The following is a 21,230-nucleotide window of genomic DNA, read 5'->3' on the forward strand; positions in this document are numbered from 1 at the left end:
CATGACGACCTACGACATCGCCGGGTTGAAGGATCGCCTGGGCGGCATCAGGACGGAAGAAAATCCGGCGCTGGTGAAGCAGAAGAGCCGCGATTTCTACTGGTACTCGCCGACCCTGAAGCGGCAGCTCGACCATGTCGTCGGCGACATCATCGTGTCGCCGGCGAACGAGGCGGAGGTCGTGCGCACCCTGGCCGCGGCCTATGAGATGGCCATTCCGGTGACGCCGCGCGGCACCGGAACCGGCAATTACGGCCAGGCCATGCCGCTGTCCGGCGGCATCGTGCTCGACATGTCCGGGCTCAATACGGTGATCGCGGTGCAGCCGGGGCGCTTCGTCGCCGAGGCCGGCGCCGTCATCGCCGATATCGACAAGCTGGCGCGCGGCCAGTCCCAGGAAATCCGCATGCATCCCTCGACCTATGCGACCGCCTCCGTCGGCGGCTTCATCGCCGGCGGGTCGGGTGGCGTCGGTTCGATCACCTGGGGCGGCCTGCGCGACGCCGGCAATGTGATCCGGCTCAAGGTCGTGACCATGGAGGCGGAGCCGCGCGTGCTCGAGGTGACGGGCGACGACCTCAACAAGGTGGCGCATGCCTATGGCACCAACGGCATCATCACCGAGGTCGAGATGCCGCTCGGGCCAGCCTATGCCTGGGTCGACCTGATCTTCGGCTTCGACACGTTCGAGCGCGCCGCCGGCTTCGCCAATGCGCTGGGCGAGCAGGACGGCATCGCCAAGAAGAACATCTCGGTGGTCGCCGCGCCGGCGCCGCACAGCTATTTCCTGCGTCACCAGCAATATCTCCACCACGACAGCCACGTGGTGATCGCGATGATCGCCGATTTCGCCGTCGATGCGACGCTCAGCCTCGCCGGCCGGGCCGGGGCCGAGGTGATGTTCCGCTCGGACAAGATCGGCGAGGACGACCGGAAGCGCCTGCCACCGGGGTTCGAGCTGACCTGGAACCACACCACGCTCCGGGCGCTGCGCATCGACCCGGCGATCACCTATCTGCAGACGCTCTATCCGTTCCCCGACCAGGTGGCGCTGGCGGCCAAGCTGCAGCAGCATTTCGGCGACGAGGTCATCGGCCATCTCGAATTCGTCCGCTTCGACGGCAAAGTAACCTGTTTCGGCCTGCCCATGGTGCGCTTCACCACCGAAGAACGGCTCGACGAGATCGTCAGGATTCACGAGGACATGGGCGCGCCGGTGTTCAACCCGCACCGCTACACGCTGGAAGAGGGCGGCATGAAGCAGACCGACGAGGTGCAGCTCGCCTTCAAGAAGGAGGCCGATCCCAAGGGCCTGCTCAATCCCGGCAAGATGATCGCCTGGGAAGATCCGAGCTACGATTACCGGTCGGGCAAGCATTTCCTGTTCAAGAGCCTGGCCGAGGCCGGCGTCGCGGAATGAGGCGAACGGCGTGAGATGAACGCGTCCTGCTATTCGGTGATCGTCATCCTTTGACGGGATCGGCTCTGCGCTGATGGAGACAGCGCAGCGATAGCGGCGTGGCGCCACGTGCTGATGCTCGCACCCCGTCGTCTTGCGCGGGCTTGTCGCTGATATCGGCGCATTCATCCGCCGGGGGCAATCAATTCGTGGATGGCCGGGACAAGCCCGGCCAGGACGAGAATTGTCCTCTGGTGCGCGGGCGCTGGATCGACGGGGCGCAGGATTCGCGCCGTCGCCTGGCACACCGTGAGGTCCACACATCGTCTTGCCCGGGCTTGTCCCTGATATCCACGAGTTGTTCGCACCGAAATCAACCGGGCATAGTCACTGTGGCGCGGGACTTGCGGCGCTGGCGAAATGGCGCATGGGCGGCGATCATCGCCAATAGCGAATCGTGCAATGGATGGCCGATGAAAGTCCTCGTCCTCTACAGCCACCCCAATCCGGAAAGCTATGGCGCCGCCTTGCACCGCGCCGTGGTCGAGACGCTGGCCGCCAAGGGCCATGAGGTCGACGACTGCGATCTCTATGCCGAGGGTTTCGATCCGGTCCTGACGCGTGCCGAGCGCGCCGGTTATCATGATCTGGCGAACAATATCCTGCCGGTCGGCGGCTATGTCGAAAGGCTGCGGGCGGCCGAGGCCCTGGTGCTGGTCTTCCCGGTGTGGAATTTCGGCTTGCCGGCCATGCTCAAGGGCTTTCTCGACCGGGTGTTCCTGCCCGGCGTGTCGTTCGGCATGGTCGACGGCAAGGCGCGCGGCCAGCTGACCAATATCAAGAAGGTGGTCGTCGTTACCACTTATGGCGCGACCTGGATGAAGGCGTTTCTGCTCGGCAATCCGCCGCGCAAGTTCTGCACGCGCTCGCTGCGCGGCGTCACCCGCACGACGTCGCCGGTGCGCTATCTCGCCCATTACGACATGAACCGCTCGACCCCGGAAACCCGGGCCGCCTTCCTCGCCAGGGTGCGTGATCGGATCGCCGGCTTGTGAGCCGGCTGGCTTGGTCACGATGTTGTCACGTTGCCGAGGGGAATATGCGGCGGTCGCGACTTTGCGGCCGTCACGAGGCCGCGCAGGGCCGATCGATCAGATGGTCGATGGGCCTGGCGTCCGGTCCCGCTTCAGGGGGATAGGCATGACGCGCGCGAAAGAGGCCGAGCGGCCGACGCGAGAACCTTACCGCAAGACCATCGGTGCGCATGTCCAGCATGCCGCGCGGGTCCATCGAGCGCTGGTCGCTCGCAAATTGACGACGCTCGGGCTCTATCCGGGCCAGGAGCAGGTGCTGAAGATCCTGGCGGATGCCGGCGACATGACTATGGGCGACCTCGCCACGACCCTGCGCGTCCGGCCGCCGACGGCGTCCAAGACGGTTGGCCGGCTGCACGTCCAGGCGCTGGTCGAGCGCAAGACCAGCGAAGGTGACGGCCGGCTGGTGCGCGTCGGCCTCACCGATGCCGGCCGGGCCAAGGCGCTGGCGCTCGACGACCTGTGGTTCGCCGCCGAGGACGAGATGCTCGCCGACCTCGACAGCAAGGATGTGAAGCGGCTCAGGAAATTGCTTCGCCGGATCGAGAAGACCCTGCAGCCGCACGAGCATCTCGGCGGCGACGACGAGGATGACGAAGGCGAGGTCTGACGCCGCCGCCTTCGGCCGCGCCGGCTTTCGGTGATCAGCCGCCGGACGTCTTGGCCGGTTTGGGTGCCATGGCCCGATAGGCCTCGATGACCAGCGCGTCGTCGGCCTTGCCGAGGCCCATGCCGGAAGCCGCCAGGAACAGCTGGTGGGCGGCGGCGGCCAGGAACAGCGGCGCGCGGGTGGAATGACCGGCATCGAGCACGATGCCGAGATCCTTGACGAAGATGTCGACCGCCGAGGTCACCGGCGGATCGTCCATCAGCATGCGCGGACCGCGGTTGTTGAGCATCCAGCTTCCCGCCGCGCTCGAACCGAAAATCTCGAGCAGCAGGCCGGTGTCGAGGCCGGCGCGCTCGCCGAGCGCCAGAGCCTCGGCGGCGGCGGCGATATGCACGCCGCAGAGCAATTGGTTGATGGTCTTGACCATGGCGCCGTCGCCGGCCTTCTGGCCGACATGGTAGAGCCTGGAGCCCATGGCCCTCAGCAGCGGTTCTGCGGCCTCGTAGTCGGCCTGGGGGCCGGCCGCCATGATGGTGAGCGAGCCGGCCTCCGCACCGACCACGCCGCCCGAGACCGGCGCGTCGACGAAGCGGCGCTGGCTCACCTCGACGCGGGCGCCGATCGCCGCGGCGCGGGCCGGCGGGCAGGTGGCGCAGAGAATGACCAGAGCACGGGGGTTCAAGGCATCGAGCGCGCCGGCCTCGAACAGCACGGCCTCGGCCTGGTCGGCATTGACCACCATCAGCACCAGTGCGTCGGCGCCGGCGGCGGCTTCCGCCGCGCTCGGGCACGACGTGCCGCCCTGGCTCTGGAGCCAGGCCAGCGCCGCCGGGTTGAGGTCGAAGCCGCGGACCTGGTGGCCGGCCTTGATCAGGTTGGCCGCCATGGGACGGCCCATGGCGCCGAGGCCGGCGAATGCGATGCTGGTCAAGGGCCTATTCCTTTACGGCGCCGGTCATGGCCGACACATAATGCTCGACGAAGAAGGCGTAGAGAATGACCAGCGGCAGCGAGCCGACCAGCGCGCCGGCCATCAGCGAGCCCCAGCGGAACACGTCGCCGTCGACGAATTCGGAGATGATCGCCACCGGCACGGTCTTGTTGTGGTTCGACGAGATGAAGGTCAGCGCATAGACGAATTCGTTCCAGCACAAGGTGAAGGCGAAGATGAAGGCCGAGATCAGGCCCGGCACGGCCAGCGGCAGAATGATCTTGACCAGGATCTGCCAGCGGCTGGCGCCATCGACCAGCGCGCATTCCTCCAGTTCGTAGGGAATGGTCTTGAAATAGCCCATCAGCAGCCAGGTGCAGAACGGGATCAGGATGGTCGGATAAGTCAGGATCAGCGCGAAGGGCGTATCGAAAAGCCCGTAGGCGTAGATGATGGTCGACAGCGGGATGAACAGGATCGACGGCGGCACGAGATAGGCGAGGAAGATCAGCCCGCCGACCGTTTGCGCACCTCTGTAGCGGATGCGCACGATGGCATAGGCGGCCAGGACGGAGGCGAAGATCGACAGGAAGGTGGCGCAGACGGCGACCAGCATGGTGTTCCACAGCCAGGTCGGGTAGTTCGAATCGAACAGCAGCTTGTGGACATGGCGCAGCGTCGGCTCGGTCACCCACAAGGGGTTGCTCGTCTGCAGGTCGAGCAGCTGCTGGTCCGGTTTGATCGAGGTGATCACCATCCAGTAGAACGGAAACAGCAGCACGATCATGATGACGATCAGCGGCAGATAGACCGTCACCACCTTGCGCGGCAGGTTCTCCAGATAGCTCATGCCCTCGGAGGTGTCGGGCGCGGCGATGCCCGCCGCGCGGACCGGGGTCGTCTGGGGGGCCGTGGCGGTCATGGCGTTCTCCCGCTCGATCGTTGTTGGCCGCAGGCCGCCATGGCGACGGACCGGTCGAGGCTGAACCGCGTCCCGGCGGGGGATGGCGGCGCGCGATGATCAGTCATTGTTCTCTCCCGCCTGCCACTTGCGGCGCTGCAGGCCGAACCAGGAGAGCATGATGGTGGCGAGCAGGAACGGGATCATCGCGGTCGCGATCGCCGCGCCCTCGCCGAGATTGCCGCCGAGAATGCCGCGCTGATAGGACAGGGTCGCCATCAGATGGGTGGCATTGACCGGTCCCCCGCGCGTCATCGCCCAGATCAGCTGGAAGTCGGTGAAGGTGAACAGCACCGAGAAGGTCATCACGACGGCGATGATCGGGGTCAGCAGCGGATAGGTGATGTGGCGGAAGATCTGCCATTTGGACGCACCGTCCAGCGTCGCCGCCTCATAGAGCGAGGGCGAGACCGTCTGCAGGCCGGCGAGCAGCGTGATGGCGACGAAGGGAATGCCACGCCAGATATTGGCGAAGATCACCGAGCACTGGGCGAGGAAGGGGTCGCCGAGCCAGTTGATCACGCCGCCCTTGGGCAAGAGGCCGACTTTGACCAGCGCCCAGGTGATGACCGAGAACTGGGTGTCGAAGATCCACCAGAAGGCCACCGCCGAGAGCACGGTCGGGACGATGAAGGGGATCAGCACCACCGAGCGGATCAGCGCCTTGAACGGCAGGTTGTTGTTGAGCAGCAAAGCGAGATAGAGCCCGACCGCGAACTTGATCGCCGATGCGATGAAGGTGAAGACGATGGTGAAGATGAGCGCCCGGATGAAGTCCGTGTCGCCCATCAGCCATTCGTAGTTCTCCAGGCCGATGAAATTTCCGGTCCGGCCGATCTTGGCATCGGTGAAGCTGATCCAGATGCCCTTGCCCAGCGGGTAGACCAGGAAGAGCACGAGAAACGCGATGGCCGGCATCATGAACCATGCGCCGAGCCAGTTGCGGTTGCGTTTCAGCTGGTCCCACGCCGAGACGTCGCGCCGCGGGGCCTTGGCGGTCGAGTTGGCGAGAGCGGCGTCGGCCATCAGGAAACTCCGGCAGGGGACACGGAAGGCAGTCGAGACCGGCCGCCTCCCGTCGGGATCGGCAAAGGGAGGCGGCGCAAGGCCGCCTCCACCAGGCCGGCGACGGAGGCGAGGTCAGCGATAGATGCGTCGCAGCTGACGTTCGGCGAGTGCGATGGCGCCGGCCTCGGTTTCCTTGCCCGTGCAGAAATTGGCGAACAGGTCGACCACGATGAAGTCGGCGGTTGCGGTCGCCGCCTTTTCGTTCAGCGGCCCGCGGGCGCCGGCGACCAGGCTGCGCTTGGCCGATTCGCGGAACACCCGGGTTTTCGGGTCGGTGGTCCACACCGGGTTGTTGTCATAGGCGTTGAGCATGTGGGTGAGATAGCCGCCGGCGGCCTCCAGCCACGGGTTGAACTGGTCGGCTTCCAGGATGAAGGCCATGAAGGCCTTGCAGGCATTCGGATAGCGCGTGTAGTTCATCGCCAGCATCGGGAAGGCGAGCTGGATCTCGGCCGGCTTGCCGACCGGGCCGACCGGCCAGAAGGCGTGGTCGGTATCGGCGGCGATCTCGCGCTGCTTGGCGTCCGGCGAGATCTTGGCCGCCGCATAGATCGAGATGCCGTTGGCGGTCAGCGCGATTTCGCCGGAGAGATAGGCGCGGTTGTTGCTGGCGTCGTTCCAGGCGGCCGTGCCGGGGATGAAGGTCTCGTAGAGCTGCTTGGCATAACGCAGCGCCGCGACGGTCTCCGGCGAGTTGATCGTGATCTTTTCCTTGTCGTCGACCTGATAGGCGCCATGCGACCAGAGCAGCCAATGGGCGAAGGCATTGCCGTCACCGGTGGCGCGGCCGAGCGGGAAGCCCGACGGCGTGCCCTTGGCCTTCAGCGCCTTGCACAGTTCGAGGAAGCCGGCATTGTCGCCCGGGACCTCGTTGAAGCCGGCGGCCTTGATGGCCGAGATGCGGTAGTTGATATAGCCGCCATTGACCGCGACGGGGATCGAGATCCACTTGTTGCCGAGCTTGCCATAGGCTTCGGCGAGCGGCACCCAGCCGCCATATTTCTTGCCGAGATAGTCGGCGACGTCGGTGACCTCGACGCAGCGCTGCGGGAACAGGTGCGGCAGCGAATAGAGGCCCCAGAAGATGTCCGGCCCGGCGCCGGTATTGGCCGCGACCGATGCTTTCGGCTGCAGGTCGTCGAAGCTCTCGCTGGCCAGGGTCACCTTGACGCCGGTGGCCTGGGTGAAGGCGGCGACCATCTTGTTGAACTGGGCATCCTCGGCTTCGACGAAACGGCGCCAGCGCAGCACGCTGATCGCGGCATTGGCTTCCGGCTTGAAGGGCGAGGCCTGGGCCCAGGCCTTGGCCCATTCGGTGGCACCCGAAGCGCTCAGCGCACCGGCGGCGGCGGCACCCTTGACCAGGGTGCGGCGAGTGAAGTTGGTCATCTGATCCTCCCATGGATTGATCCGGAGCGCGTCTGATGCGCGCTTTGCCGGTGTGATTGGCGGGTTGACCCCGCTTGGGTCACGCGTGCTGCGCGCCCTTAGGAAAAAGTGAGGCTCTGGCCGGTGTCGGCGTCGAACAAATGGGTCACGCGCGGATCGGTGCCGAGCCTGACCCGGTCGCCCGGCTTGAAGTCGTGGCGTTCGCGGAACACCGCCGTGACGTCCTGCCCGCCCAGCCTGGCGACGACCTGGATCTCGGATCCGGTCGGCTCGACGACGACGATCTCCGCCTCCGCGCCGGTCTCGTCGAGCAGGAAATGCTCGGGCCGGATGCCATAGACGGCCGGCCGGTCGCCGGTGCCGGCCGGCAGCTTGCCGATCGGCAGGTGCGCGCCGCCCTGCAGGACGAAGCTGCCGCCCTCGATCTTGCCGGGCAGGAAGTTCATTGCCGGCGAACCGATGAAGCCGGCGACGAACATGTTGCGCGGATGGTCGTAGAGGTCGAGCGGCGCACCCATCTGCTCGACGATGCCGTCATGCATGACGACGATCTTGTCGGCCATGGTCATGGCCTCGATCTGGTCGTGGGTGACATAGACCGTGGTGGTCTTCAGCCGCTGGTGCAGCTCCTTGATTTCGGTGCGCATGGCGACGCGCAGCTTGGCGTCGAGATTGGACAGCGGCTCGTCGAACAGGAACACCTGCGGGTCGCGCACGATGGCCCGGCCCATGGCGACGCGCTGGCGCTGGCCGCCGGACAATTGCCGGGGGTAGCGCTCCAGGAGCGCGCCGAGATTGAGGATCTCGGCGGCGCGCTTCACCTTGAGGTCGATTTCCGATTTGGCGGCTTTGCGGAGCTTCAGCGAGAAGCCCATGTTGTCGGCCACCGTCATGTGCGGATAGAGCGCGTAATTCTGGAACACCATGGCGATGTCGCGCTCTTTCGGCGGCACGTCGTTGACCACCCGGTCGCCGATCGCGATCTCGCCGCCGGTGATGTTCTCGAGCCCGGCGATCATCCGCAGCAAGGTCGACTTGCCGCACCCCGACGGCCCCACGAGCACGACGAATTCGCCGTCGGTGATCGGCACCGAAACGCCATGGATGATCGGTGTCGAGCCGAAAGCCTTCCGCACGTCGCGGATATCGACGGATGCCATTGATGATCCTCCCTGGGCGATCGGCCCGTGTCCTCGCGCTTCGGCCCTTGACCTGGGCTCTCTGATCCGATCGGGTGTGGCCGGACGCGGCGAGTATTGTCGTCGGGGGCAGTGTGGCACGCTGGAATTTCCGAAATCAAGTGTGATCACAGCGCCGCTCCGGATAGCTTCAATCGTTTGAAATGTGGCGCGGCTCATGACAATTTGCGCGCCACAGCAGGGAGTTGAGCCATGAGCAAGCCGGATCTTCTGATGACCGGACCGATGATGCCTTTGGTCCAGGAGGGCCTGGCGCAGCGCTTCACCGTGCACAAATTGTGGGAGGCCGCCGACAAGGAGGCGATGCTGAAGGAGGTCGCGCCGCGCGTCGTGGCGATCGCCACCGGCAACCATTCGCCGACCGATGCCGCGCTGATGAGCCGGCTGCCCCAGCTCAAGATCATCGGCAGCTTCGGCGTCGGCTACGATGCGGTCGATGCGGCCTTTGCCGGCCAGCACGGCATCGTGGTGACCAATACGCCCGACGTGCTGAACGAGGAGGTCGCCGACACCGCGCTCGGCCTGCTGCTCTCGACGGTGCGCGAATTCCCGCAGAACGACCGCTATCTGCGGGCCGGAAAATGGCTGGAGAAGGCCTATCCGCTGACCGGCACGCTGCGCGACCGCAAGGTCGGCATTCTCGGCCTCGGCCGGATCGGCAAGGCGATCGCCCGGCGCCTCGACGCCTTCGGCGTGCCGGTGGTCTATCACGGCCGCAGCGAGCAGAAGGACGTGGCCTATCGCTATTACCCGACGCTCGTCGGCATGGCCCAGGACGTCAACGTCCTGCTGATCGTGGCGCCAGGGGGCGAAGCGACCAACAAGATCGTCAATGCCGAGGTGCTGGCCGCGCTCGGCGCCGACGGCGTGCTGATCAATGTCGGCCGCGGTTCGGTGGTCGACGAACAGGCGCTGATCGCGGCGCTGAAGGCCAAGATCATCAAATCGGCCGGTCTCGACGTGTTCGAGGACGAACCGCGGGTGCCGGCGGAACTGATCGCCATGGATCACATCGTGCTGTTCCCGCATGTCGGCTCGGGATCGGTCCATACCCGCCGCGCCATGGCGCAGCTGGTGGTCGACAATCTCGTCTCCTTCATCGACGGCAAGGGGCCGCTCACCCCGGTCGCCGAGACGCCCTGGCCGCCCAAGGGCTGAAGCGCGGGGGCTTTCGGGAACCGGCAGCGCCGGTTCCCTTGCCATCCCTCGAACCCTGCGCGATGGCCGAAACGGCGATCAAGCGCATCGGGGCGAAAAGCTCTCCGCGCGGCGGCGACCCGACAGCGCCATCGCGACATGCGCCGACCGGATATTCGGCGAGCCGCCGGACCCACGCCGAACCTGCCCTCGCCGCCAAGTTGCATAAAGGCCGCAATGCCGCGGCTTTCGGCTGCTGGATGCGTCAAGCGGCTCTCTTTCGGGGCGATCATTTGTTATCGTCGCGCTCGAAGAGCAGTGGCGCACCGAGGTAGACTTTGCCCAAGTAAAGACCGGTCTCAGTCCAGTTTCACCCGTACGACCGGGCAGCACACGCTGCCGGCGTATCACTATGTTCGCCGGGTGGTGGCAAGAGACCGGTTTGGCATTGTTAAAATGTGCCATGTGCAGCTCCGCTGTCTCAGCTCTTCAGCCGCCCAAAACATCGCCACGCCGCGCCCGCAAGGGTTTTCTCATGCACCATCTTGGTGGACTTCCGAACGGAAGACCAAGACGTCATGTGCAATATATTTCGGGTCCGCTGGGAAATCGTTCCCCGGACGGCGCCCCAGCCTTGGATCGCGTGCAGCGGATGCGGGAGCTCGAGGCCCTTCGAGTCGAGCGGAAAAATCCGGCTCAACGCCAATGGCCGCAAGCTCGATGCGTGGCTCATCTACAAATGCCTGACCTGCGAAAAGACGTGGAACCGGCCGATCTTCGAGCGGCGCAATGTCCGCGACATCAGCCCCGTCGTCCTCGACGCGCTGCAGTCCAACGATCCGCGGTGGATCCGCACGGAAACGTTCAACCTCGAAGCACTGAGGCGCAAGTCGCAGCGCGTCGATGAGTTTTCGGAGTTTGATGTCGAAAAGGAGAGCCTGCACGAACCGCGCAACTGGACGACACTGGAGATCGAGCTGATGGTTCCACTGCCGGTCAGCACACGCCTCGACCGTCTGCTGGCGTCCGAGCTGAGGCTCTCGCGTGGGCGGCTCCAGATGCTTCACGACGAAGGCAGGCTCCGGACAAATTCCAGCCGCGCCGACATTTTGCGGCGGCGGATCAAGACGGGCACGCAGGTTGCGATCGACCTGTCCGGCGAGACCGACCGAGAGCAGCGGTGGGGACCTCTGGCGACGGGTCATTCACCGTAGCCGCATCACGAAGGCCTGAAATCTCCGGCCTTCGCGATGTCGCGTTCCATTGGCGGCGAAAGGACCGGCCTCGTGCCGTCTTGCCGTTGCCCGGCGCGACGTCAGCGCGATGGTCGCCGGCTGCTAGGCCGGCTCGACGACCAGCACGGTGCCGTCGATGCGCTTGACCTTGATGCGGGTGCCGGACGTGCAGTCCGGCCCCGTGACAGCCCAGACCGTGTCGGCGATGCGGACCCGGCCGCGACCGGCCTGGATCGGCTCGTCGATGACGAATTCACGGCCGACAATCGCCTCCGAGCGCTGGTTCAGGAGCGGCTGGTCGGTGGTCTCGTCCTTGTGTCCCCAGACCAGGCGCGACCAGGCGATGACGCTGGCCAGCGCCAGCGCCGCGAAGACGCCGGTCTGGATCTGCCAGGAGGCATCCGGGATGAAGAGGAAGATCACGCCGGTGATCGCCGCGGCGGCACCGATCCAGATCAGGAAATAGCCGGGCGCGAAGATTTCCGCGACCAGCAGGATCGCCGCGAAGACGATCCAGCCCCAGGCGCCGAGCGAAGCAAAGCCGTTGATGATCATCTCAGGCCGCCTCAACCGCCGCCGGCCGGCGGCACGCTGCCGCGCGGAGCGAGCCTGGCCAAGGCCGGCGCGTCGGTTCCGAAGGCGGCCTTGGCGATCTCGCCGATGCCGGCGAGCGAACCCAGGATCTGGGTGGTCTCGACCGGCATGATCAGCACCTTCTGGTTGGGCGACTGGGCCATGGCCTCAAGGGCCTTCAGGTATTTCTCGGCGATGAAATAGTTGACCGACAGGGAATTGCCGCCGGCGATCGCGGCCGACAGCACTTCGGTCGCCTTGGCTTCGGCGGCGGCCTGGCGCTCGCGCGCCTCGGCGTCGCGGAAGGCGGCCTCGCGCCGGCCCTCGGCCTCCAGGATCTGCGACTGCTTCTGGCCTTCGGCGCGCAGGATCTCGGACTGGCGCTGGCCTTCGGCCTCCAGGATCACCGCGCGCTTCTCGCGTTCGGCCTTCATCTGCCGGCCCATGGCCGAGACCAGATCGGCCGGCGGCACGATGTCCTTGATCTCGATGCGGTTGACCTTGACGCCCCAGGGCGAGGCCGCCTGGTCGACGACGCGCAGCAGCCGCTCGTTGATCTCGTCGCGATGCGACAGCAGGGCGTCGAGGTCCATCGAGCCCATGACGGTGCGGATATTGGTCATCGCCAGGTTGAGCAAGGCGAGGTTGAGATTGGTGATCTCGTAGCTGGTCTTGGCCGGATCGAGCGACTGGAAGAAGGCGATGCCGTCGACCGTCACCTTGGCATTGTCCTTGGTGATGACCTCCTGGCTCGGCACATCGAGCACCTGTTCCATGACGTTCACCTTGTGGCCGATACGGTCGATGAACGGCACGATCAGCGACAGGCCGGGCTTCAGCGTGCGGACGTAGCGGCCGAAGCGCTCCACCGTCCACTGGTAGCCCTGCGGAACCGTCTTGACGCCCGAGAAGATGATGATGATGGCGAGCACAACGAGGGCGACAAGTGCGACGTCGCTGCCGGCAAAGGGAAACATGATCGGTCTCCGATAAGGGAATACGAAGGTAGGGCAGCCAGCCTCGCGGCTCAATGCCGTCGTTTCGGGGCGCTTCCGCCGCCCAGGGCGGGGCGGTCTCCTGGCCGACGCTTCGGCGACGGCAAGCCCGAGCCTATCATCAGGGTTGAATCATTTCCCGGCCATGACGCTGTCCCGGCGCCGGTATTTCGCGCCGCGGCGCCAAGCCCTGCCGCCGGGCGGCATCAGCCGCGACGGCTTATCAGCTTTCAACGTTTCCAATTCCGGCGTATCACCCGCGAAATTCCGCCTGTCGACCGCGAGCCCCCGATGCCTGAAATGAAACTTCCCCCCGATCATGTCCCGGTGAAAGCCGGCAAGATCGGGGTGCTGGTGATGAATCTCGGTACGCCCGACGGGACCGACTACTGGTCGATGCGGCGCTATCTCAAGGAATTCCTGTCCGACCGCCGGGTGATCGAGACCGCGCGCGCCGTCTGGTGGCCGATCCTCAACCTGATCATCCTGCAGACCCGTCCGCAGAAGAAGGGCCGGGACTATGCGACGATCTGGAACAAGGAGCTGGACGAGAGCTTCCTGAAGACGATCACCCGCAACCAGGCCGAAAAGCTCGGGGCGAGGCTGGCGGCGACGAGCGACAAGGTGGTCGTCGACTGGGCCATGCGTTATGGCAATCCGGCGATCAAGCCGGCGGTCGAGCGGCTGCTGAAGGCCGGCTGCGACCGCATCCTCGCCGTCTCGCTCTATCCGCAATATGCCGCGGCGACGGTCGCGACCGCCAATGATCACCTGTTCCGCGCGCTGATGGAGATGCGCTGGCAGCCGACGGTGCGGATCGCGCCGCCCTATCACGACGAGCCGGCCTATATCGACGCGCTGGCGCAATCGATCCGCGCCCATCTGGCCGGGCTCGACCACGAGCCGGAGGTCATCCTGGCCTCGTTCCACGGCGTGCCGCAGAAATATGTCGAGGCCGGCGATCCCTATTATTGTCACTGCCACAAGACCTGGCGGCTGCTGCGCGAGAAGCTCGGCATGGCGCCGGAGCGGCTGATGATGACCTTCCAGTCGCGCTTCGGTCCGGACGAATGGATCAAGCCCTATACCGACAAGACGGTGGAGGCGCTGGCCAAGCGCGGCGTCAAGTCGATGGCCATCCTGGCGCCCGGCTTCTCGTCCGACTGCCTGGAGACGCTGGAGGAACTGAACGGCGAGAACCGGCACATTTTCGAGGCCAATGGCGGCGAGAAATTCAGCTACATCCCCTGTCTCAACGATTCAGACCTCGGCATGGGCGTGATCACCAGCGTGGTCGAGCGCGAGCTGATGGGCTGGCTCTGACAGGCACGCCCCGCGCGGCTGAAACGATGGACCACGCCGCGCGTGGCCAAGCCGACATGCTGGCCGCGCATGGACAGGCGCGAATGGGGGCGGCCGAAGCATTGTTGGACTGAACATGATCAGAATTATTTTCGTCGATATCCCGCGGGTCCTGCTCGGCCTGTTGTTCCTGGTCAGCGGCATCGACGGCCTGCTGCTGATCTTTACCGGCACCAATTACATCAATCCGCCGACAGCGCCCGCCGGCGTCGCCTTCGAGCAGGCGCTGAAGGCCTCCGGCTTCTTCTGGCCGCTGATGAAGTCGATCGACCTGGCCGGCGCCCTGATGCTGCTGACCAATCGCGCGCCGGCGCTCGGCCTGGCGCTGCTGTTGCCGATCATCACCGTGATCATCGCCTTCCATCTGGCGCTCAATCCGGGCGGCCTGCCGGTGGCGGTGGCCCTGGCGGTGGTGAGTGGCATGCTGCTGATCGCCTATCGCGACCGCTACGCCGCGCTGCTGCGCTGACCGGGCAAGGTCGCCGCGTCCCCTCGGGAACGCGGCGGCCGCCGGCTCAGCCGACCGGCCGGGTATCCTCGATGACCTTGCCGTCATTGGGCAGGCTGCCGGGCGCCACCGGCGTGACCGCGCCCTTCAGCTTGGTCACCGCCTGAACCGTCTCGCCGACGGCGGCCAGGAATTCGGCGGATTTCGCCCGGGTCTCGACCTGCAGCGTCATGGTGTCGGTCTCGCCGTTGCGCGCCACCACCAGGCGCGCCCGGGCGATTTCGGAATGGCGCTTGACCACTTCCGCCACCTGCTCGGGGCGGACGAACATGCCCTTCACCTTGGCGGTCTGGTCGGCGCGGCCGAGCCAGCCCTTGATGCGGGCATTGGTGCGTCCGCAGGGCGAGACGCCGGGCAGGATGGCGGTGAGATCGCCGACCGCCAGCCGGATCAGCGGGTGATGGATGTCGAGCACGGTGACCACGACCTCGCCGACCTCGCCCTCGCGGACCGGATCGCCGGTGCCGGGCCGGACGACCTCCAGAATGATGTCCTCGTTCAGCACCATGCCCTCGCGCGCCTCGGTCTCGTAGGCGATCGGGCCGCATTCTGCGACGGCATAGGCCTGATAGGCCGCTATGCCGTGGCCGCCGATTTCCTGCTGCAGCGACGGCGGAAAGGCGGCGCCCGAGACCAGCGCCTTGGTGATCGAGGAGACGTCGCGCCCCTTGGCCTTGGCGGTATCGATCAGGATCTTCAGGAAATCGGGCACGCCGGTATAGGCGACCGGCCGATAGGCCTCGATCAGGTCGAGCTGGTGATCGGTATTGCCGGGACCGGCGGGGATGACCGCGCAGCCGGCCGCGCGTGCGCCGGAATCGAAGGCCCAGCCGCCGGGCGTCAGGTGATAGGAAAAGGTGTTGAGCACGATGTCGCCGCGCCGGAAGCCGGCGGCGGCGAGCACGCGGCCCATGCGCCAGACGTCATGGCCGACCGGCTCGGGTTCGAAGATCGGCCCCGGCGAGACGAACAGCCGGCCGAAGGCGCCGGCCTTGCCGGGCATGAAACCGCCGAAGGGCGGATGCAGCTTCTGCAAAGCCGGCAGGTCGGCCTTGCGCTGGATCGGCAGCGCGGCGAGCGCCGCCCGCGAGGTCACCGCGCGCGGGTCGATCTTGCCCAGGTGGCGTTTCCAGCCGGGCGCCTTGAGCGCCGTGGCGATGACCGCCGGCAGGCGTTTGAACAGGTCCTTTTCACGCACGCCCGGGTCGCGGGTTTCCCGCTTGTCGTAGTGGCCAGCCATTTTGTCGTCTCCCTCTCAGTCGAACCTAACGCACAGCAGGTAGAAAAGGCGAACCGTCCGAAGGTCAGGCCCTGGCAATTTCGGCGGCGGCGAGGGCTGCCACGCCAAGATCCTCGTCCGGCCGTTCGCCGTCGCCGATCTGCCAGACCGCCGACAGGCCGGCAAAGGCCAGGATCCATTGCAGCAGGCGGCTCGCTTCGAGGCCGGCGGCCTCGGTCACCACGGCGAGTTGGCGGGCGAAGCGGCCGGGCGAGAACGCCGTCGCCTCGTCCGGGTTGCGGAACAGGTTGACGAAATCGAAGTCGCGCTCGCCGAACAAGCCCTTGGGATCGATGGCGAGCCAGCCGCGTGGCCCAAAATCCAGGATATTGCCGTGGTGAATGTCGCCATGCAGGACGACGACGTCGCGCGGCTCGCCGAGAAGCCGCCGGGCGGTGGCCGCGGCTTGCGCGATCAGGCCGCCGTGATGCGTGGCGGAAGCCAGTTGCCGGAACCAGTGATCGAGGCCGACGAGTTCCGGCAGGGATTGCCGCCGTGGTGAATGAAGCCTTGCAGCGGCCGTGCAAATGATCCGGCTCGCCGCGTCGTCACGGCCCGCCCGGACCATGGCGGCAAGCGTTCCGGGGCCGGTGGCGCGCTCGATCAGCAGCGTATCGTCGTCATGGGCGTAGACCCGAGCGGCGCCGTCGCCGTCCCACCAGACCATCAAGCGGCCGCCAGCGCGCTCCTCGGCCTCGACCGCGATCTTCAGCATGGCGGGCCGGCCGTCGCGCAGCACCGGCATCAGGTGGCTCGACCGGGTGGCGAAGGGCGGTCCGTCCGAGGTCAGCCCCCAACGCGACAGATAGGGTTGGAACAATCTCGGGTCGGGCGTCATGGATCGCTCCAGCCGCAGCCGGCGAGCGCCGCTCGCATATGCGGCGGAACGCTCGCGGTTGCTTCGATCGCCGGCTTCTTCGGGTCGAAGGGCACGGCGATCGTGCGCGCCAGGAGATGCAGGCCCGGGCCGCCATGGCGCGGCGCGTCGCCGTAGATGGGATCGCCGAGGATCGGAAAGCCCGAGGCCTGGCAATGCAGGCGCAGCTGGTGGGTGCGGCCGGTCACCGGTTCGAGCGCCAGCCAGCTTTGCCCGTGGGCGCGGCCGAGCACGCGGAAGTTGGTGATCGCCGGCTGGCCCTTCGGGTCGATCTTCATCCACCAGCCGCGTTTCGGATCGCGCGGGCCCATGGCGAGCGCGATGGTGCCTTCGTCGGCGGTTGGCCCGCCCGCGACCACCGCCCAATAGGTCTTCTTCACCTGGCCGGCCTTGAACAGGTCGGCGAGCCTGGCCAGCGCCTTGCGATGGCGGCCGAGCACGAGGCAGCCGGCAGTTTCCTTGTCGAGTCGGTGGGCAAGCTCGGGATCGCGCGGCAGCCCGAAACGCAGGGCGCAGAGATTGTCGGCGAGATTGGGGCCGCCGCCCGGGCCCTTGTGCACCGGCAGGCCGGCGGGCTTGTCGACAACGAGCATCATCGCGTCGCGATGGATCAGCCGGGCCTGCAGCCCGAGCGGGTCGTCGACGATGGGGGAGGGCGGGGTCTGCGGGTTCTGCGCTTGCATCGGCGTCACCGATCGCCCTAAGGGGTACCTTGAGTCAACATGCCCCGGACCCGACATGTCAGGGATCGCGCATGATGACCCCCGGATATGACGTGACCCCGACATTGCCGAGACAGAGATCGCCTGACCATGGTGGATGAACCGAAGTCCAGCGAGCCGAAGAAGACCGGCTTCTTCAAGCGGCTGTTCGGGCGAGACGAGGCGGCCGAGACCGGGCCGCCGGCGGTCGCCGACGCGCTCGCGCCGGTTCCGTCTCGGCCGGTCGCCGATGCCGTGCCGGCGGCGGTCGCGCCGGTGGTGCCGGCTGCCGTCGAACCGCCGCAGGCGCCGGCCGCGCGCCTGCCCGAGCCGCAGAACGAACCGAAGAAGAAGTGGTGGCAGCGGCTCAGGGACGGGCTGTCGCGGACCTCGTCCAAGCTCGGCCGCGGCATTACCGACCTGTTCACCAAGCGCAAGCTCGACGGCTCGACGCTGGAGGAGCTGGAAGACCTGCTGATCCAGGCCGATCTCGGGGTCGATACCGCGGCCAAGATCACCGAGGCCCTGGCCAAGGGCCGGTTCGGCAAGGATATCGCGCCGGACGAGGTGCGTGCCGTGCTGTCGGCGGAAATCGAGAAAGTGCTGGAGCCGGTGGCGCGGCCACTGGTGGTCGACGGCACGAAGCGACCCTTCGTGGTCCTCGTGGTGGGGGTCAACGGCTCCGGCAAGACCACGACCATCGGCAAGCTCGCGGCGAAATTCCGCGCCGAGGGCAAATCGGTGATGCTGGCGGCCGGCGATACGTTTCGCGCGGCGGCGATCGAGCAGCTGAAGATCTGGGGCGAGCGGACCGGTTCGCCTGTCGTCGCGCGCGAGCAGGGCTCGGACGCCGCCGGCCTCGTCTTCGACGCGATGAAGGCGGCGCAGGACGCGGGCACCGATGTCCTCATCCTGGACACGGCCGGCCGCCTGCAGAACAAGACCGAGCTGATGGCCGAGCTCGAAAAGGTGCTCAGGGTCATTCGCAAGATCGACGGTTCGGCACCGCATTCGGTGCTGCTGGTGCTGGACGCGACGACCGGCCAGAACGCGCTGACCCAGGTGGAGGTCTTCGGCCGCACCGCCGGCGTCACCGGGCTCGCCATGACCAAGCTCGACGGCACGGCGCGCGGCGGCATCCTGGTGGCCGTGGCGGCCAGGTTCGGCCTGCCGGTGCATTTCATCGGCGTCGGCGAGGGTGTCGACGATCTCGAACCCTTCGCGGCCAAGGATTTCGCCCGCGCGATCGTCGGGCTCGACGATTGATCCTCAGCGGCAGCGGCGCATGACGCGCGGCCGGCCGTGGTGGGCCGCATGCCGGCAGGCATGCGCCGGCCTGACATGGCGTTCGGGCACGATCTCGACGACCGGGGCCGGCTGGAAATAATAGACCTGCGGCGTGACGATCGGCCGATAGATCACCGGCGCGTCATAGGATCGGCCCCAGAACCCGGCCTCCGCGGGGCTTGCGCAGGCCAGGGTGACCAGCACGGCGGTCGAAGCGAGCCTCAGGATCATCGAAATCTCCCGTTTCAGGGCCGATGATACCGGCGAGATCATACCAATCCCTTGCCGGCCGTGCGGCAAAGCAAGCTCTTCCGCTGGCGCGGAAATGGCCTAGAGTCCGGCGCATGGCACAGGACGATTACCGCAGCCGGCAGGACCGCGAGAGGCAGGAGGAGGCGGCGCGCGTGCTGGAGCGCGCCCATCGCGATTCCGCGCCCTTGCTCGGCTCGGCGCTGCAGCGCGGAGCCGATTTCTTCGCGGCCAAGGGCGAGAGCACCGATCCGGCCGAGATCTGGGGCAAGCGGGTCGGCCGCGGGCTGGCCGTCATCGGTGCGATCGGCTGCCTGATCTATCTCTATTTGACCTTTGTCCGATGAACGTCACCCCCAACATCCATGAACCGGCATCCATGACCATTACCCGTGACCAGCTGGCCGCCCTCAAGGCACCCGATCTCGAGACCTTCGAGGCGATTGCCCATGACGCCTATGCGCGGCTGCCGGAGGATTTCCGCAAGCTCTGCGCCGGGCTGGTGATCCAGGTCGACGATTTCCCGACCGAGGAGGTGCTCAAGGAGATGGAGGCCGAGACCGATTTCGATCTGCTCGGCCTGTTCCAGGGCATCGGCCTGCCGTTCCGCTCGGAACAGCTGACCGCCGCCATGCCCAACATGATCTGGCTCTACCGCCGACCGATCCTCGACTATTGGGCCGAGCATGACGAGACGCTGGGCGCCGTCGTCGCCCATGTCCTGGTGCACGAGATCGGCCACCATTTCGGTCTGTCGGATGCCGATATGGAAGCGATCGAGCGGCGCGCCGAATAGGCGGCCGCCGCCGATCAGGCCTTCTTCTTCCAGCTCCACCACTTCTTCTTCTCGTCGGTCGGCTGTTCGCCTTCGGCCGGCGGGGCGACGACCTTGCCGAAGCTCTCGAAGAACTCACCCGCCAGCTTCTTGGCGGTGGCGTCGATCAGGCGCGAGCCGAGCTGGGCGATCTTGCCGGAAATCTGGCTCTTCACGTCGTAATGCAGGAGCGTGACCGTCTCGCTCTCGGATTCCAGCTTCACGGTGGCGCCGCCCTTGGCCATGCCGGCGACGCCGCCATTGCCCTCGCCCGAGATGGTATAGCCGTTCGGCGGGTCGATGTCGGAGAGCGTCACCGCGCCGGAGAAGGAGGCCTTGACCGGGCCGATCTTCAGGACCGCCTTGGCGGTGAAGCCGTTGTCGCCGTTGCGCTCCATGCTCTGGCAGCCGGGAATGCACTGCTTGAGCACTTCGGGATCGTTGAGCGCCTCCCAGACGACCTCGCGCGGAGCCTCGATGCGCTGCGAACCTGTCATGTCCATGGACGTCGTCCCGATCTCTGCTGCTAGACTGTGGGGTGCGACAGTAGGGCGCCCGATGCGGCTCTGTCGAGCGGTTCAATCGCCCGGTTTGTCGCCCGAGGGGATCTCGATCGCCTTCAGGGCGTCGGCGAGCCGGGCCTTGGCCGAGCCGGGTTTGAGCGGCTTCTGCTGGCTTTCGTGCGGCACCCAGCCCGACAGGGTTATGATCTGGAAGGTGGCGCGAATGCGCCCGTCCGGATCGGCGAAGCGCTGGTGATAGATCTCGGCCATGCGCAGCAAGGTGGCACGCCGGAGCGGGGTGCGCCGCCGGTCGATGAGCGGGTTGGCCGCGCCCATGGCGCGCAGGTCGCGCATCAGGCCGAAGACGTCGCCATAGCGCACCGTCAGCCGGTCGGTATCGGTCACCGGCAGGGCAAAGCCGGCGCGCTGCAGCAGGCCGCCGATGTCGCGGACATCGGCGAAGGGCGCGACGCGCGGGCTGATGCCGCCTTCGACCTCGCTTTCGGCTTCCGCGAAGGCCTGGCGCAGCTCGGTCAGGGTGTCGCCGCCGAGCAGGCTGGCGAGGAACAGCCCGTCGGGTTTCAGCGCCCGGCGCACCTGGACGAAAGTGCCGGGCAGGTCGTCGACCCATTGCAGCGCAAGGCCCGAGACGAGCAGGTCGAGGCTGCCGGGAGCGAAGGGCAGCATGTCCGGGCGGCAGGCCACCAGCGGCGCGGCGCGGCGAACGGCCAGGGCGGGCACCGTTTCGGTGCCGATCGGCATGGCGAGGCCACGCGCGGCGAAAGTCAGGCGGATGGCGTCGGTGGGCGAGCCGAGATCGACGACACGGGTGAAATCCCGCTGCACGAGGGCCAGCCGCTCGGCGAGGTCGTCGGCGACATGGCGCATGAGAAAATCGGCGGGCTCGCCCCGCGCGGCGCGGCGTCGGCGCTGGTCGAGAAGGGCAGGGTCGAACTGGCGCGGTGCGGTCATTGCCGGGATATGGCGGCTCGATGCGTCCGGGTCAAACGCCGCCGGCGCGATCGGCGCGGTGACGCAACCGGCCGGCAACCTCTTGCC

At 66.7% G+C, this 21,230-nt stretch carries 23 protein-coding genes; 10 read left to right on the forward strand and 13 right to left on the reverse strand.

The window, feature by feature from the left end:
- Window position 1: 1 nt before the first annotated feature.
- The 3 genes from AC07WJ_RS02775 to AC07WJ_RS02785 all read left to right on the forward strand — a co-directional run bounded on the left by AC07WJ_RS02775 (window position 2) and on the right by AC07WJ_RS02785 (window position 3,103).
- Window positions 2–1,420, forward strand: a complete 1,419-nt coding sequence (locus AC07WJ_RS02775) for an FAD-binding oxidoreductase (protein ID WP_494933002.1) — start codon at window positions 2–4, stop codon at window positions 1,418–1,420.
- Between the two features lie 452 nt (window positions 1,421–1,872).
- Window positions 1,873–2,454 carry an NAD(P)H-dependent oxidoreductase gene (locus AC07WJ_RS02780; protein ID WP_494933003.1) on the forward strand — a complete coding sequence of 194 codons (582 nt, stop codon included), beginning with the start codon at window positions 1,873–1,875 and terminating at the stop codon, window positions 2,452–2,454.
- Between the two features lie 145 nt (window positions 2,455–2,599).
- Entirely contained in the window at window positions 2,600–3,103 is a 504-nt protein-coding gene (locus AC07WJ_RS02785) for a MarR family winged helix-turn-helix transcriptional regulator (protein ID WP_494933004.1), read from the forward strand.
- 34 nt (window positions 3,104–3,137) lie between these two features.
- Here AC07WJ_RS02785 and AC07WJ_RS02790 read toward each other — a convergent pair whose 3' ends face one another.
- The 5 genes from AC07WJ_RS02790 to AC07WJ_RS02810 form a co-directional block, all read right to left on the reverse strand.
- Complete coding sequence (locus AC07WJ_RS02790; RefSeq protein ID WP_494933005.1) at window positions 3,138–4,034, reverse strand: NAD(P)-dependent oxidoreductase; 897 nt, start codon at window positions 4,032–4,034, stop codon at window positions 3,138–3,140.
- A 4-nt stretch (window positions 4,035–4,038) separates the two neighbouring features.
- Window positions 4,039–4,956 (reverse strand): carbohydrate ABC transporter permease, encoded by a 918-nt coding sequence (locus AC07WJ_RS02795; RefSeq protein WP_494933006.1) that lies wholly within the window; start codon window positions 4,954–4,956, stop codon window positions 4,039–4,041.
- Window positions 4,957–5,055: 99 nt separating this feature from the next.
- Window positions 5,056–6,021, reverse strand: a complete 966-nt coding sequence (locus tag AC07WJ_RS02800) for a carbohydrate ABC transporter permease (RefSeq protein WP_494933007.1) — start codon at window positions 6,019–6,021, stop codon at window positions 5,056–5,058.
- Between the two features lie 114 nt (window positions 6,022–6,135).
- The gene (locus AC07WJ_RS02805; RefSeq protein WP_494933008.1) at window positions 6,136–7,452 is read right to left on the reverse strand and encodes an ABC transporter substrate-binding protein; all 1,317 of its coding nucleotides are present in this window, start codon (window positions 7,450–7,452) and stop codon (window positions 6,136–6,138) included.
- Between the two features lie 98 nt (window positions 7,453–7,550).
- Window positions 7,551–8,612, reverse strand: coding sequence for an ABC transporter ATP-binding protein (locus AC07WJ_RS02810; protein WP_494933009.1), 1,062 nt, complete (start codon window positions 8,610–8,612; stop codon window positions 7,551–7,553).
- A 231-nt stretch (window positions 8,613–8,843) separates the two neighbouring features.
- Between AC07WJ_RS02810 and AC07WJ_RS02815 the strand changes: the two genes are divergently transcribed.
- Both AC07WJ_RS02815 and AC07WJ_RS02820 read left to right on the forward strand, forming a co-directional pair.
- A complete protein-coding gene (locus tag AC07WJ_RS02815) occupies window positions 8,844–9,809 on the forward strand; it encodes a 2-hydroxyacid dehydrogenase (protein ID WP_494933010.1) in 966 nt (321 codons plus the stop codon).
- A 557-nt stretch (window positions 9,810–10,366) separates the two neighbouring features.
- On the forward strand, window positions 10,367–11,002 hold the full coding sequence (locus AC07WJ_RS02820; protein WP_494933011.1) for a DUF1062 domain-containing protein: 636 nt from the start codon (window positions 10,367–10,369) through the stop codon (window positions 11,000–11,002).
- 123 nt (window positions 11,003–11,125) lie between these two features.
- Here the strand turns inward: AC07WJ_RS02820 and AC07WJ_RS02825 are convergent, their stop codons facing one another.
- Window positions 11,126–11,578, reverse strand: coding sequence for an NfeD family protein (locus tag AC07WJ_RS02825; RefSeq protein ID WP_494933012.1), 453 nt, complete (start codon window positions 11,576–11,578; stop codon window positions 11,126–11,128).
- Window positions 11,579–11,589: 11 nt separating this feature from the next.
- Complete coding sequence (locus tag AC07WJ_RS02830; RefSeq protein WP_494933013.1) at window positions 11,590–12,573, reverse strand: SPFH domain-containing protein; 984 nt, start codon at window positions 12,571–12,573, stop codon at window positions 11,590–11,592.
- Window positions 12,574–12,882: 309 nt separating this feature from the next.
- Here AC07WJ_RS02830 and hemH point away from each other — a divergent pair, with 309 nt between their 5' ends.
- Window positions 12,883–13,914, forward strand: a complete 1,032-nt coding sequence (gene hemH / locus AC07WJ_RS02835) for a ferrochelatase (RefSeq protein WP_494933014.1) — start codon at window positions 12,883–12,885, stop codon at window positions 13,912–13,914.
- Between the two features lie 115 nt (window positions 13,915–14,029).
- A complete protein-coding gene (locus tag AC07WJ_RS02840; protein ID WP_494933015.1) occupies window positions 14,030–14,422 on the forward strand; it encodes a hypothetical protein in 393 nt (130 codons plus the stop codon).
- A gap of 46 nt (window positions 14,423–14,468) precedes the next feature.
- Here the strand turns inward: AC07WJ_RS02840 and AC07WJ_RS02845 are convergent, their stop codons facing one another.
- The 3 genes from AC07WJ_RS02845 to AC07WJ_RS02855 all read right to left on the reverse strand — a co-directional run bounded on the left by AC07WJ_RS02845 (window position 14,469) and on the right by AC07WJ_RS02855 (window position 17,213).
- Window positions 14,469–15,701, reverse strand: coding sequence for a phenylacetate--CoA ligase family protein (locus tag AC07WJ_RS02845; RefSeq protein WP_494933016.1), 1,233 nt, complete (start codon window positions 15,699–15,701; stop codon window positions 14,469–14,471).
- 64 nt (window positions 15,702–15,765) lie between these two features.
- Window positions 15,766–16,560 carry an aminoglycoside phosphotransferase family protein gene (locus tag AC07WJ_RS02850; RefSeq protein WP_494933816.1) on the reverse strand — a complete coding sequence of 265 codons (795 nt, stop codon included), beginning with the start codon at window positions 16,558–16,560 and terminating at the stop codon, window positions 15,766–15,768.
- A 14-nt stretch (window positions 16,561–16,574) separates the two neighbouring features.
- Window positions 16,575–17,213 (reverse strand): RluA family pseudouridine synthase, encoded by a 639-nt coding sequence (locus tag AC07WJ_RS02855; protein WP_494933817.1) that lies wholly within the window; start codon window positions 17,211–17,213, stop codon window positions 16,575–16,577.
- Between the two features lie 216 nt (window positions 17,214–17,429).
- Between AC07WJ_RS02855 and ftsY the strand changes: the two genes are divergently transcribed.
- Window positions 17,430–18,584, forward strand: a complete 1,155-nt coding sequence (gene ftsY / locus AC07WJ_RS02860; protein WP_494933017.1) for a signal recognition particle-docking protein FtsY — start codon at window positions 17,430–17,432, stop codon at window positions 18,582–18,584.
- A 3-nt stretch (window positions 18,585–18,587) separates the two neighbouring features.
- On the opposite strand, the gene AC07WJ_RS02865 is transcribed toward ftsY, so the two are convergent.
- On the reverse strand, window positions 18,588–18,836 hold the full coding sequence (locus AC07WJ_RS02865) for a hypothetical protein (protein WP_494933018.1): 249 nt from the start codon (window positions 18,834–18,836) through the stop codon (window positions 18,588–18,590).
- 113 nt (window positions 18,837–18,949) lie between these two features.
- On the opposite strand from AC07WJ_RS02865, the gene AC07WJ_RS02870 reads away from it, so the two are divergent.
- Together AC07WJ_RS02870 and AC07WJ_RS02875 are read left to right on the forward strand one after the other, a co-directional pair.
- Window positions 18,950–19,201 carry a hypothetical protein gene (locus AC07WJ_RS02870; RefSeq protein WP_494933019.1) on the forward strand — a complete coding sequence of 84 codons (252 nt, stop codon included), beginning with the start codon at window positions 18,950–18,952 and terminating at the stop codon, window positions 19,199–19,201.
- Between the two features lie 32 nt (window positions 19,202–19,233).
- Window positions 19,234–19,650, forward strand: a complete 417-nt coding sequence (locus AC07WJ_RS02875; protein ID WP_494933020.1) for a metallopeptidase family protein — start codon at window positions 19,234–19,236, stop codon at window positions 19,648–19,650.
- A gap of 14 nt (window positions 19,651–19,664) precedes the next feature.
- Here the strand turns inward: AC07WJ_RS02875 and AC07WJ_RS02880 are convergent, their stop codons facing one another.
- Window positions 19,665–20,171: an SRPBCC family protein gene (locus tag AC07WJ_RS02880; RefSeq protein ID WP_494933021.1), complete on the reverse strand. Its 507-nt coding sequence runs from the start codon at window positions 20,169–20,171 to the stop codon at window positions 19,665–19,667.
- Between the two features lie 75 nt (window positions 20,172–20,246).
- A complete protein-coding gene (locus tag AC07WJ_RS02885) occupies window positions 20,247–21,143 on the reverse strand; it encodes a methyltransferase domain-containing protein (protein WP_494933818.1) in 897 nt (298 codons plus the stop codon).
- Window positions 21,144–21,230: the final 87 nt, after the last annotated feature.

The sequence above is a fragment of the Phreatobacter sp. GW821-FHT04C01 genome (genome assembly GCF_059420385.1).

Coding starts and splice junctions, on each gene's coding strand:
- AC07WJ_RS02775 (WP_494933002.1), top strand. CDS start 2: ATGACGACCTACGACATCGCCGGGTTGAAGGATCGCCTGGGCGGCATC.
- AC07WJ_RS02780 (WP_494933003.1), top strand. CDS start 1,873: ATGAAAGTCCTCGTCCTCTACAGCCACCCCAATCCGGAAAGCTATGGC.
- AC07WJ_RS02785 (WP_494933004.1), top strand. CDS start 2,600: ATGACGCGCGCGAAAGAGGCCGAGCGGCCGACGCGAGAACCTTACCGC.
- AC07WJ_RS02795 (WP_494933006.1), bottom strand. CDS start 4,956: ATGACCGCCACGGCCCCCCAGACGACCCCGGTCCGCGCGGCGGGCATC.
- AC07WJ_RS02800 (WP_494933007.1), bottom strand. CDS start 6,021: ATGGCCGACGCCGCTCTCGCCAACTCGACCGCCAAGGCCCCGCGGCGC.
- AC07WJ_RS02805 (WP_494933008.1), bottom strand. CDS start 7,452: ATGACCAACTTCACTCGCCGCACCCTGGTCAAGGGTGCCGCCGCCGCC.
- AC07WJ_RS02810 (WP_494933009.1), bottom strand. CDS start 8,612: ATGGCATCCGTCGATATCCGCGACGTGCGGAAGGCTTTCGGCTCGACA.
- AC07WJ_RS02815 (WP_494933010.1), top strand. CDS start 8,844: ATGAGCAAGCCGGATCTTCTGATGACCGGACCGATGATGCCTTTGGTC.
- AC07WJ_RS02820 (WP_494933011.1), top strand. CDS start 10,367: ATGTGCAATATATTTCGGGTCCGCTGGGAAATCGTTCCCCGGACGGCG.
- AC07WJ_RS02825 (WP_494933012.1), bottom strand. CDS start 11,578: ATGATCATCAACGGCTTTGCTTCGCTCGGCGCCTGGGGCTGGATCGTC.
- AC07WJ_RS02830 (WP_494933013.1), bottom strand. CDS start 12,573: ATGTTTCCCTTTGCCGGCAGCGACGTCGCACTTGTCGCCCTCGTTGTG.
- hemH (WP_494933014.1), top strand. CDS start 12,883: ATGCCTGAAATGAAACTTCCCCCCGATCATGTCCCGGTGAAAGCCGGC.
- AC07WJ_RS02840 (WP_494933015.1), top strand. CDS start 14,030: ATGATCAGAATTATTTTCGTCGATATCCCGCGGGTCCTGCTCGGCCTG.
- AC07WJ_RS02845 (WP_494933016.1), bottom strand. CDS start 15,701: ATGGCTGGCCACTACGACAAGCGGGAAACCCGCGACCCGGGCGTGCGT.
- AC07WJ_RS02855 (WP_494933817.1), bottom strand. CDS start 17,213: ATGATGCTCGTTGTCGACAAGCCCGCCGGCCTGCCGGTGCACAAGGGC.
- ftsY (WP_494933017.1), top strand. CDS start 17,430: ATGGTGGATGAACCGAAGTCCAGCGAGCCGAAGAAGACCGGCTTCTTC.
- AC07WJ_RS02865 (WP_494933018.1), bottom strand. CDS start 18,836: ATGATCCTGAGGCTCGCTTCGACCGCCGTGCTGGTCACCCTGGCCTGC.
- AC07WJ_RS02870 (WP_494933019.1), top strand. CDS start 18,950: ATGGCACAGGACGATTACCGCAGCCGGCAGGACCGCGAGAGGCAGGAG.
- AC07WJ_RS02875 (WP_494933020.1), top strand. CDS start 19,234: ATGACCATTACCCGTGACCAGCTGGCCGCCCTCAAGGCACCCGATCTC.
- AC07WJ_RS02880 (WP_494933021.1), bottom strand. CDS start 20,171: ATGGACATGACAGGTTCGCAGCGCATCGAGGCTCCGCGCGAGGTCGTC.
- AC07WJ_RS02885 (WP_494933818.1), bottom strand. CDS start 21,143: ATGACCGCACCGCGCCAGTTCGACCCTGCCCTTCTCGACCAGCGCCGA.